This window comes from Streptosporangium oxazolinicum (assembly GCF_039537505.1).
In the GTDB taxonomy this organism is placed as follows: domain Bacteria; phylum Actinomycetota; class Actinomycetes; order Streptosporangiales; family Streptosporangiaceae; genus Streptosporangium; species Streptosporangium oxazolinicum.
On record NZ_BAABAQ010000016.1, the window covers coordinates 1 to 10971 of the forward strand.

The following is a 10971-nucleotide window of genomic DNA, read 5'->3' on the forward strand; positions in this document are numbered from 1 at the left end:
TCAGTGGGATCCTGCGTAACAAGTATCACAATGGTGGCCGTCTGCGGTGGGGTCCGGACGGCAAGCTGTACGCCGCCACCGGTGACGCGCAGAACGGCAACTACGCGCAGGACACCTCCAACCTGAGTGGCAAGATCCTGCGGATCAACCCGGACGGCAGTGTGCCGTCGGACAACCCGTTCGGCAACCGCGTGTGGAGTTATGGGCACCGCAACCCGCAGGGGCTGGCCTTCGACGCCCAGGGGCGGCTGTGGCAGCAGGAGTTCGGCAACAGCATCATGGACGAGACCAACCTCATCACCCGGGGCGGCAACTACGGGTGGCCGTCGTGTGAGGGCACCAGCGGCGCCTGCGGCACCGCGGGGTTCATCGCTCCCAAGCGTACCTACCCCACCGCGGAGGGCTCCTGCTCCGGCATCGCCATCGTGCGGGAGGCGCTGTATGTGGCCTGCCAGCGCGGTACCCGGATGTATCGCGCGGTGATCAGCGGCAGTTCCCTGACCAACGTGCAGACCTACTTCAACGGCACCTACGGCCGGTTGCGCACCGTGGAGCCCGCCCCGAACGGCGCCCTGTGGCTGACCACCTCCAACACCGGCGACAAGGACAGCACCCCCAACAACAGCAACGAGAGGATCCTCCGCGTCACACTCGGCGTTTAGCCGGACGGCGGGAGCGCCCGGTGGTCCTCGGAAACGACCCGAGGACCACCGGGCGGCATCCTCCAACCGGCCCCGGGCACAAGCCGCCTGGAACTGGTTCCAGAGCACCGGCATGCTCAACGGCTCGAACCTGGTCAACGACGGCATCGACCTGAACACCTGCCGCAACAGCGGCGCCGCGGGCCGTTCGACGCCCGCGGCGTTCCCGTTCCGGGTTCTCCTCGGCGTCGGCGGTTCCTCGGCGTCGGCGGTGACGGGCCGAGGGTGGCACGTCCACGGCTCCCGTTCCACGCCTCCACGCCTCCACGCCGCCGCCGGTCGCGGACGGATGGCACGAAAACACGGTGACCGGACGCGTGCCGTGGGACCGCCGGGTCCCACGGTCACCCGCCCGGTCACTGGCGGACGGTCGAACCCCGGCGCTCCTTGCGGATGTGCAGCTGCGCGGGCACCCGGGTACGCAACTCGGCGACGTGGCTGACGATGCCGACCGCCCGGCCGCCGTCGCGCAGGCCGTCGAGGATGTCGAGCACCCCGTCGAGGGTGTCCTCGTCCAGGGTGCCGAAGCCCTCGTCGACGAAGAGCGTGCCGAGCTCCACTCCCCCGGCCTCGGCGCTGACCACGTCCGCCAGGCCGAGGGCGAGGGCGAGCGAGGTGATGAAGCTCTCACCGCCGGAGAGGGTCGCCGGGTCGCGGCCCACACCGGTCCAGCTGTCCAGGATGTGCAGGCCGAGCCCGCCACCGGACCTGCTCCGGTCTCCGGCCGAACGGTCGCGGTTGTGCTCCAGGAGATAGCGCCCGCCCGACATGTGGTCGAGCCGCTCGTTGGCCGACTCGACCACCTGGCTGAGACGCTCACCGAGCACGTAGGACGACAGCCGCATCTTCCACCGGTTGTCGGTGGAGTTTCCACCGGTCAGGGTGGCGAGCCGTTCGGTCAGGCGGTGCCGCTCGTCGGCAGGCTCCCAGCGTCGCTGGCAGGCGGCGAGCTCGACGCGGAGCGCGGCCAGCCGGGTCAGCCGGGCCTCCCCCCGGTCCCGCTCGGACAGCAGGCGGGCGTGGGCGGCGTCGGCCGCGTCCCGCGCGTCGCGCAGCCCGGCGAGGTCGGGTTCCGGCTCGGCCACGGCGGCGATCAGCTCGGGGTCGGCGAGCGTCGCGGCGACCGCGGCGGCCTCCTGGGCGAGCTCACGGAGCCGGGCGGCCTTCTCCTCCCGTTCGGCAGGAGAGCGGAGGGCCGCGCGGGCGTCGTCGAGCCCGAGGAAGCCCGCCTCGACGACGGCGCCCAGCGCCCGGTCGCGGGCCGTCGCGAGCTCGGCGGCGGTGACCCGCTCGTCCCTGACGGCCTCGACGGCCTCCCGCAGCAGCGCGGCCTCGTCGGCCAGCCGGTCCAGCCTGGCGGCCAGCGTCGGGTCCTGGCCGCGCGCCTCGTCGAGGCGCCCGGCCAGCCGCTCGGCGTCGGCACCGAGCCTCTCGGCGTTCGTACGGCGGGAGGCCAGCCCGACGGCGAGCTCACGCGAGCGCTCCCCGAGCCGCTCGGACTCGGCGGCGATCCGCCCTGCCTCGGCCGCCAGCGCCGTCTCGGCCCCCGCCGACTCGCGGAGCGCGCCCAGTGCCCGCTCCGCCTCGGTGAGCTCGCCCTCGGCGTCCCGTACGGCCAGGTCCGTCCTGTCGCTCGCCTCGCGGTGGGCCGTGGCGACCTCAAGGGCGCGGGTCGCGGCGGTGAGTGCGGAAGACAGCCGCGCGGCCTCCCGGGTGAGGCGGTCGCGGCGGTCCCGCACCGTGGGGTCGGTGCCCCGGGCGTCGTCCAGGCGGGCGGTAAGGCGCTCGCGCTCGGCCTGCCAGCCCGTACGGCGGGCGTGGCCCTCGGCGAGCCGCCGGTCGATCTCCGCGGCCCGGGTCCTCGCGCCGTCCAGCTCGGCGGTGATCCGCTCCACCTCGGCGGCGAGGGTCTCCTCGGCGCTCGCGGCGGAGGTCAGCGCCGCCAGCCTCCGGCCCGCCTCGTCGAGGATCTCCCCCGCCTCCTCCCCGGTCACCTCCCCGGCGACGGCGAGTGCCTCGTCGAGGCGGGAGCCCAGCGTCGTGACGGTGGTTCCCGCGGCCTGGCGCCGTTCCATCGCCGCCTCGTAGGCGCCCTGGGCGGCGCGCTCGTCGTCGGCGGTGGGCGCCCGGTCGGCCGGGGCGGCGGGGGCGGGGTGGTCGGGTGAGCCGCAGACCGCGCAGGGCTGTCCGGGGGTGAGCTTGGCGGCGAGCTCCGCGGCCATGCCGTCGATCCTGGACTGCCGGATGTCCAGGTGCCGGTCACGGAGCGCCTGGGCGAAGTCGGTGGCCTCGCTCTGCGCGGCGCGCGCGGACTCCAGCTCGACGCGGAGTATCTCGCGGCGCCGTGCCGCGGCGAGCACCGAGGCGGCGGTCTCGGAGCTCGCCCGCGCCGCCGGGATCCCCGCCGCGGCGGCCCTGGCCTCGCCCAGCCGGGCGGACGCCTCCGCCGACGCGGCGGGCAGTCCCTCCAGGGTCTCGCGGACCTCGGCCTCCTGCCGGACCACCTCCGGGAGCTCGGCGTCGAGCGCGGCGATCAGGTCGTCGAGTTCGGCGAGCCGGGCCTCCTCGGTCCGCAGCCCCTCCAGCCCGGCCAGCTCCCGCCCGCACTCCCTCTCCCTGGCGGTGAGGACCTCGCGGATCTCACCGGGGTGGGGGGCCTCACCGATCTCCGGGGGGAAGACGGCCAGTCTGGCGGCGAGGTCGGCGCGGGCGGCGGACAGGTCGGCGGCGAGCCGGTCGCGGTGCTCGGCCGCCCTGAGGCGGGTGGCGGCGCCCTCCACCGCCGACTCGGCGGCGGGGACGCGGGCCGCGTCCAGGCGCGCGGCGGTGAGACGTTCGTCCAGCTCCCGGCGGAGACCGGGAAGGACCTGCAAGCGGGCGTCGGCCTCGGCCTGCTCGGCGGTCAGCTCGGCGATCTCGTGAGCGGTCCTCTCCCGCTCCCGGACGATTCCCGCCAGGCGTGACTCCTCCGTACGCAGCTCGCCCAGACGGGTGATCTCGCTCTGACGGTCGCGCTCCAGCGTGACCAGGTGGCCGAGTACGGCGTGACGACGGTCCGCACCGGCGTCCGTGTGGTCACGGACGTCGTCGTGGATGCTGTCATGGACGTCGCCGCCGTTATATGCGATGCCGGTGCGGTCGAGGGACGGGTCGAGGAGGGGAAGGGCGCGGGCGACGGCGTCGGCGGCCAGGTGGTGGGCCTTGGACGCGGCCTCGGCGCGCTGCTCGGCGCCCTGGATCAGCGGCAGCACCCGGTCGGCGGCGGCGGCCTCCTCCAGGATGGTCTCCAGGTCCGCGCGCTCCTCGGCCGTCTCCTCCAGCGCCCGGCTCCTGGTCAGCGCCTCGGCGTGGCGCCGTCGCCGGTCGGCCAGCGCGGCCCCGCGTTCCAGGCTCTCGCGCGCCCGCCGTACGGCCGCCTCGCCCTCGGCTCCCTCCCCGCCCAGCCGCGCGGCCTCCAGGCGCGCGAGGTCCTCAAGCGCGTCGGCCCACCCCAGCGGGTCGTCCTCCACGGAGACCCCGGGTTCGGGGAGATCGGCCAGCGCGGTCAGGAAGACGGGGCCCGCGGCCTCCTCCAGGCGCTTGACGGCGAAGTCGACCTCCTTGCGGAGGGTCTGCTGCTCGCGGTACGCCTCGGTGCGCTGCTCGGCGAGCCAGGACTCGGCGGTGGCGTAGATCTTCACCGAGAACAGGCGCTCCAGGACCCTGCGGCGATCCTCACCGTCGGCGCGCAGGAACTTGGCGAAGTCTCCCTGGGGCAGCATCGCGACCTGGAGGAACTGCTCGGCGTTCATGCCGAGCAGGGTGCCGACGAACTCCCCGGCCTCGTCGACCCTGGTCGTCAGCCCCACCCACTCCCCGGAGGGCGCGAGCTCCTGGAGCAGGGCCTTCTCGTTCTCCCTGGTCGTGCCGGTGCCCCTGAGCTTGGGACGCTGCCAGGCCGGTGACCGGGTGATCTTCAGCCTGCGGCCCCTGACCGTGACCTCCAGGGCCACGCTGGGGCCCCGGCCCGGGGGCGCGTGGTCGCAGCGCAGGCTTTTCGCGCTGTCGCGGCGGCCGGGCACCCTGCCGTACAGGGCGTAGCAGAGCGCGTCGAGCACGGTGGTCTTGCCCGCGCCGGTGGGGCCGTGGATCAGGAACAGCCCCGCCTCGGCGAGGGCGTCGAAGTCGACCTGCTCCTCACCGGGGAAGGAGCCGAACGCGGTGATCCACAGACGGTGCGGGCGCATCTACGCCTTCGCCTCCTTCATGCGGGAGAACTCCACGGCCTCCCGTAGCAGCCGGGTCTCGTCGGGGTCGGCGGCCTCGCCGCGCACCTCGCGGACGAAGTCGAGGGCGACGTCGATCTCGGGGCGTCCGGCCGCCTTGGCACGGGTCACGGTCTCGGGGACGCCGCCCTCGGGTTCGAAGGACAGGGCGAGCGTGTGCGGGAAGCGTGACCGAAGCCGCTCCATCGCGCCCTTGGGCCGGATCCGGTCGACGAGCGTCACCTGGAGCCAGTGGTCCTCGTGGCGGGCGTACTCGGGCGAGGCGAGCAGGTCGTCGATGCGGCCGGTGAGACGGCTCACCGGCCGGGGCACCGGGGCCTCGGCGAACTCGGCGCCCTCGTACCCGCCGGGGCCGATGTCGACCACCCAGGAGCCCTTCGTCTGGCCGGTCTCGGAGAAGGAGTAGGCGATCGGGGAGCCGGAGTAGCGGGCGGTCTCGCTCATCCGCTGGCGGCCGTGCAGGTGGCCGAGCGCCACGTAGTCGACGCCGTCGAAGGCGCGCACCGGGACGTGCGCGACGCCTCCCACGCTGATGTCGCGTTCGCTGTCGCTGCCCCGTCCCCCGGTCACGAACGCGTGGGCGAGGACCACCGACCGGGGGCCGCGCCGCCCGAGGTCGGCGCGGACCAGGGACATGGCGTGCTCGATCGCGGCGGTGTGGGTGCGCTCGGGCAGCTCCCAGGGGACGCGTACCAGCTCGGGCTCCAGATAGGGGATGCCGTAGAAGGCGACGTCGCCGACGACGACCGGCTCGCCGACCCGCCCCGGGTCGGTGCGCAGGTGGACGCCCGCCGCGTCGATGAGGTCGGCGCCGAAGCCGAGGCGCCGGGCCGAGTCGTGGTTGCCGCTGATCAGCACGGTCCGTACGCCGGTGTCGACCAGCCGCCGCAGCGCCTGGTTGCACAGGTCGACCGCGTCGACCGAGGGCAGCGCCCGGTCGTAGACGTCACCGGAGACCGCGACCACGTCGATCCGCTCCGACCTGACCGTCTCGATCAGGTGGTCGACGAAGACGCCCTGGGCGGCCAGGAGACTCTCCCGGTGGAACGAGCGGCCCAGGTGCCAGTCCGATGTGTGCAACACCCGCATGTCGCACGAAGCTAACAGGACTCAGCGATAAATGTGGCCACTCACGTCACGCGAATCCCCGCTCTGTTCGGGGCTTCCGGCGGTGAGTACGCTTGAAGATCGGGGGGAACGATACCGGAACAACGACGACCACGGAGGCGAGTCACCATCGGGGATCGCGTCGATGTCCAGGTGGGCCGCGGTGTCCTGAGCGTCGCCTCAGGCCTGATCCTGGTGGTCCTCGCGACGGTGGGATACACCCTGCCGCCGCCGTTCGACCCGACCCCTCTGCGCGTCGATCCGGTCTTCCAGACCCTTCCTCCCCAGCCGCCGTCCGAGCTTCGGTACGTCCCCTCGAACCGGCAGATCACCACGCAGGACGTCACCGTCACGGCCGAGGACGGCACGCCGCTGGGGGCGACGATCCGCGCGCCGGTGGCCCCGGGACGGCACCCGGCGCTGATCTTCGTACAGGGGGCGGGCCCCGGGGTGAGGGGCGAGTTCACGACCCAGGCCGAGTGGCTGGCCAAGGCTGGGATCGTCACCCTCGTCTACGACAAGCGGACCGTGGGCTACGACTTCCTCAAGCGCGACTTCGGCCTCCTCGCCCGCGACGCCCTGCGCGTGGTGGAGGAGCTGCGCTCGCGCGAGGACGTCGACCCGGCCAGGGTGGGACTCTGGGGGGTGAGCGAGGGCAGCTGGGTGGTGCCCCTCGCCGCCCGCGAGAGCGGTGCCGTCGGGTTCACCGTGCTGGTGTCGGCCCCCAACGTCTCCCCCATGCGGCAGGTGACGTGGGCGCTGGGCGAGCAGCTCCAGCGGCTGTACGCGCCCAGCGGGGTGCGCGAGCTGCTCATCCGCGCGATCGGCGCCTTCGACGCCGACTTCCTGCGCTACGACGGCCTGCCCGCGCTGCGCGAGCTGCGGCAGCCGGTCCTCGCCCTGTACGGCACGCGCGATCCCTCGATCCCGTTCGTGGAGAGCAGCAAGGCGCTGACCGGCGCGCTCGCCAAGGGCGGCAACGGCAACTACACGATCCGCTACCTCGACCGTGCCGACCACGGCATGCGCTTCCACGGCGGTCCCCTCGTCCCCGACTACCTGCGGACGCTGGCCAACTGGGTCACGGGCCTGCCGGGCACGGCCCGGCCCTCGGTGCACATCGCCGGTGCCACGCCGGTCCAGCGGCTGGAGGCGAGCGACGTTCCCGTCGCCCCCTGGTACGCCGGGGGTACGGTGATCGGCCTCACGCTCTGCCTGGCCGTGGTCGGTTACGTGGTCGGGCCGGTCGCGGAGATGGCCGCGCGGCTGCGGGGCCGGGCGGCGGTCGCGGAGGCCAACACCCTGGTCTGGCCACCGATCCGGCGGCGGTTCCGCCGGATGGCGTGGACCGGGGTGGGGCTGCTCGTCTCGGTGGTGGCGTTCATCACGCTGCTCGTGCTGTTCTCGGTCAACCAGGCCGGGGCGTGGCCCGCGGTGCTCGCCGGGTGGCTGGTCATCAGGATCCTGGCGCTGCTGATGCTGCTGCAGGAGGTCACGGGCGTGGCGGCCGTCGTGTCGGGGCTGCGCGAGGGCTGGCAGCCCTCACGCCCGCAGAGCTTCGCGATCGCCGGGGTGCTGGGCAGCACCGGCCTGCTACTGGTGGCCGCGGCCTACTACGGCCTGTTCTCGTTTCCCTGGTAGGGACCCGGGCCGGTACGGGGTCGTCGGCCGGCACGGGGGCCGGTTGGTATGGAGGCCGGTTGGCACGGGGGCCGGTTGGTATGGAGGCCGGTTGGTATGGAGGCCGGTTGGTATGGCCCCGGCTGGTATGGGGCCCCGGCACTTCCGGCACCTTCCGGCGGATCAAGACGGGGCCCGACGAATCACGACGGATCACAGCGGATCATGACGGATCACGACGGCCGAAAGCGGCGTCACGCCCCCATGACCGTCAGGCGCGGACGTCGAGCCAGCGGTCCATCTCCGCGAAGACGCGCTCGCGCACCGGCTCGGACGACAGCACCAGGTCGTGTATGCCACCCGGCACCCGGACGCACGTCACGTGCGAGCCGATGCTGGTCGACCAGCGGGCGATCCGCCGGGGGTCGAGCACGACGTCCGCCTCCTGGGCCTCGGGCATGAAGGCGCGCAGCCGCAGGCCCTTCTCCGCGCAGAGCACCAGCACCGGCACGTCCACCCGGAGGCCGTCGTGCAGCCTGCGCTGCGCCCGGCGGATCGCCGCCAGCCAGGCCGCGTGCACCGCGAACCCGCCGATGGGCTTCCACTCCAGGTCGAAGTCCCACTCTCCGTGGTGGCTGCGGTGCAGGCTCGCGCCGTACGCGGTGGCGGTCGTCATGGGCAGGACGGCGCGGGCGGGCAACCTGGACAGCGGCCCGCGCAGCAGGTCGGCGACGGCCCGCACGGGGGCGGGGACGTTGAGGTCGAGGAAGGGGCTGTTGAGCACCAGCGCCTGGACCAACCCCCGGCCGCGGACCCGGTCGGCCCAGAGCGGGGCGATCAGGCCGCCGGTGGAGTGGGCGTTGAGGACGACGTGCTCGTGCCCGTCCTGTTCGCGGATGACACGTACCGCCTCGTCGATCTCCGGGAAGTACTCGGTGACGCTGCGCACGAATCCGCGGGTCTGGTGCGGCAGCAGCGAGCGGCCGTACTTGCGCAGGTCGAGGCCGTAGAAGTCGAAGCCCCTGGCGACGAAGTGGTCGGCCAGATGGGTCTGGAAGAAGTAGTCGGTGAAGCCGTGCACGTAGAGCACCGCTCCGCGGACGGGCTCGGCGGCCCGTCGCCGCACCAGCGAGGCCACCACCGCGCCCTCGTCGTCATCGGCCATCGGCAGGACCGTGAGCTCGTAGTCGGGACCGAGAACGTCGGGCATAACGATCAGGGTAGTTCGTCCGAATTGTCCAACCACACCGGGACCTCCCGGAGGGAGCCAGGCGTCCGATCCGTCATATCAAAAGCCCGCGAAGCAAGAGCCGGGAGTCCCGTTCGGCCACCCCAGAGCCTCCCGAGGAAAGAACCGGCGGTTCCGTCCGGCCACATCGGAACCTCCCGGGGAGGGAACCGGGCGTTCGATCCACCGCGCCGGGAGCCCACAGGGAAGGAGCCGGAAGTTCCGTCCGACCCCGCGTCGGGACTTTCCCGTGAAGGGGTACCGGGCGCTGCCCCGGAAGAACCGTGGCGCCCCCGGTGGTGCCGAACCGGTACGGGTCGGTGCGAGCCGGTACGGGTCAGCGCGAGCCGGTATGGGGTCGGTGCGGGCCGATACGGATCAGCGCGGTGAGGCGGTGATTCGATCTCGGTGAAAACCACGATCGAGACTCATTGCAGTAGAAATGATGCGATATAGGCGTATTAGCTTCCCGCATTGTTCACCGACTTGTCGCCCGCGACCGGGTTTCACCCCCCTACCATCTCCCTGCGGCGGTCAAGCGCGAGGAAACGGGGAGCAGTTGCGGGACAGATCAAAGCCGCCCGGCGTCGGTGCGGTCATCGGCTGGACGGCACTGGCCGCCATCGTCCCGGGCGCCGCGCACCTGCGTGCCGGATGGCGCAGGACGGGGCTCGCGATCCTGTGCGCGTACACGGCGCTGCTGCTGGCCCTGCTCTGGGTCGGGCTCACCTCCAACCTCGGCGACCTCGCCGGGCAGCTGGTCGCCTCATCCTGGCTGACCGCCATCACGGTGGCCTCCCTCGCGCTCGGCGTCGCCTGGTTCGTGCTGATCGTGCACTCGTTCGTGGTGATGAACCCCGGCACGCTACCCAGTAAGGGGCAGGCGGTCGCCGGAGGCGTGGCGGGAACGCTCGCGGTGAGCGTACTCCTGCCGTTCGGCCTGGTCGGGCAGTATGCGGCGGTCTCGCAGTCGGCGCTGGACGACGTCTTCAGCGCCCCGTCCACCCCGCGTCCCGCGAGCAGCGGGGGCGGCGAGGAGGACCCGTGGGCGGGCCGTCAGCGGGTGAACATCCTGCTGCTCGGCGGCGACGCCGACACCCACCGGGTGGGCGTGCGGACCGACAGCATCAACGTGGCCAGCGTGGACGTCAAGTCCGGCAACACCGTGCTGCTGAGCCTGCCGCGCAACCTGGAGAACGTCCGTTTCGTCCCGGGCTCCCCCATGGCGAAACGCTTCCCCGACGGGTTCCGGCTCCCGGCCAACGCCGACGGCTCGCGCGAGGACCTGCTCTTCGCGGTCTGGGAGTACGCCGACTCGCACCCGGAGATCTTCGGGGGCCGTAAGAACCAGGGCACCAAGACGCTCATCGACACGGTCGGCTACACACTGGGCCTGAAGATCGACTGGTACGCCCTCGTCAACATGTGGGGCTTCGCCCGGCTGATCGACGCGATCGGGGGCGTGACGCTGACGGTTCCCCAGGACGTGGTCTTCGGCAAGTACAACGAGGGCCTGGTCAAGGCCGGGACCCGCAAGCTGCGCGGCGCCGACGCGATGTGGTTCGCCCGCTCGCGCACCAACAGCGACGACTACACCCGGATGGGACGCCAGCGCTGCGTGCTGGGCGCCCTGCTCTCCCAGTCGGACCCGGCGACCGTGCTGTCCCGGTTCAACCAGGTCGCGCTGGCCACCAAGGAACTGCTGCGGACCGACATCCCGCGCCCGATGCTGGAGCACCTGGTCCCGCTGGCGCTGAAGGTCAAGAACGCGAAGGTGACCAGTGTCCAGTTCGTCCCGCCGCTGATCAACACCGGCTACCCCAACTGGAACAAGATCCGCACGGTCACCGCCAAGGCCCTGCGCACCTCGTCCGTCACCCGGCGCCCCCTCACCGCCACCGCGCCCCCCAGCGCCACCCCGAAGGCCACGACCACCCGCACCCCCCTCCCCACGGCGAGCACCACGGCGAAACCGGACCCGACCACTCCCAAGGGCATCACCGAAGGCTGCGGCTGAGCACCGACCTTCCCCCCATCCACCTCCGGCCGA

At 72.7% G+C, this 10971-nt stretch carries 6 protein-coding genes; 3 read left to right on the forward strand and 3 right to left on the reverse strand.

Annotated features, from left to right (window positions below; translation table 11 throughout):
- Positions 1 to 662: PQQ-dependent sugar dehydrogenase (locus ABD817_RS33570; protein ID WP_344922335.1), on the forward strand; the 662-nt coding region annotated here is incomplete at its 5' end.
- Positions 663 to 1057: 395 nt separating this feature from the next.
- On the opposite strand, the gene ABD817_RS33575 is transcribed toward ABD817_RS33570, so the two are convergent.
- Both ABD817_RS33575 and ABD817_RS33580 read right to left on the reverse strand, forming a co-directional pair.
- Positions 1058 to 4927 (reverse strand): AAA family ATPase, encoded by a 3870-nt coding sequence (locus tag ABD817_RS33575; RefSeq protein WP_344922336.1) that lies wholly within the window; start codon positions 4925 to 4927, stop codon positions 1058 to 1060.
- Complete coding sequence (locus ABD817_RS33580; RefSeq protein WP_344922337.1) at positions 4928 to 6055, reverse strand: exonuclease SbcCD subunit D; 1128 nt, start codon at positions 6053 to 6055, stop codon at positions 4928 to 4930.
- A 171-nt stretch (positions 6056 to 6226) separates the two neighbouring features.
- Between ABD817_RS33580 and ABD817_RS33585 the strand changes: the two genes are divergently transcribed.
- Positions 6227 to 7714: an alpha/beta hydrolase family protein gene (locus ABD817_RS33585; RefSeq protein ID WP_344922338.1), complete on the forward strand. Its 1488-nt coding sequence runs from the start codon at positions 6227 to 6229 to the stop codon at positions 7712 to 7714.
- Positions 7715 to 7964: 250 nt separating this feature from the next.
- Here ABD817_RS33585 and ABD817_RS33590 read toward each other — a convergent pair whose 3' ends face one another.
- A complete protein-coding gene (locus ABD817_RS33590; RefSeq protein WP_344922339.1) occupies positions 7965 to 8903 on the reverse strand; it encodes an alpha/beta hydrolase in 939 nt (312 codons plus the stop codon).
- Positions 8904 to 9480: 577 nt separating this feature from the next.
- Between ABD817_RS33590 and ABD817_RS33595 the strand changes: the two genes are divergently transcribed.
- On the forward strand, positions 9481 to 10938 hold the full coding sequence (locus ABD817_RS33595; protein WP_344922340.1) for an LCP family protein: 1458 nt from the start codon (positions 9481 to 9483) through the stop codon (positions 10936 to 10938).
- Positions 10939 to 10971: the final 33 nt, after the last annotated feature.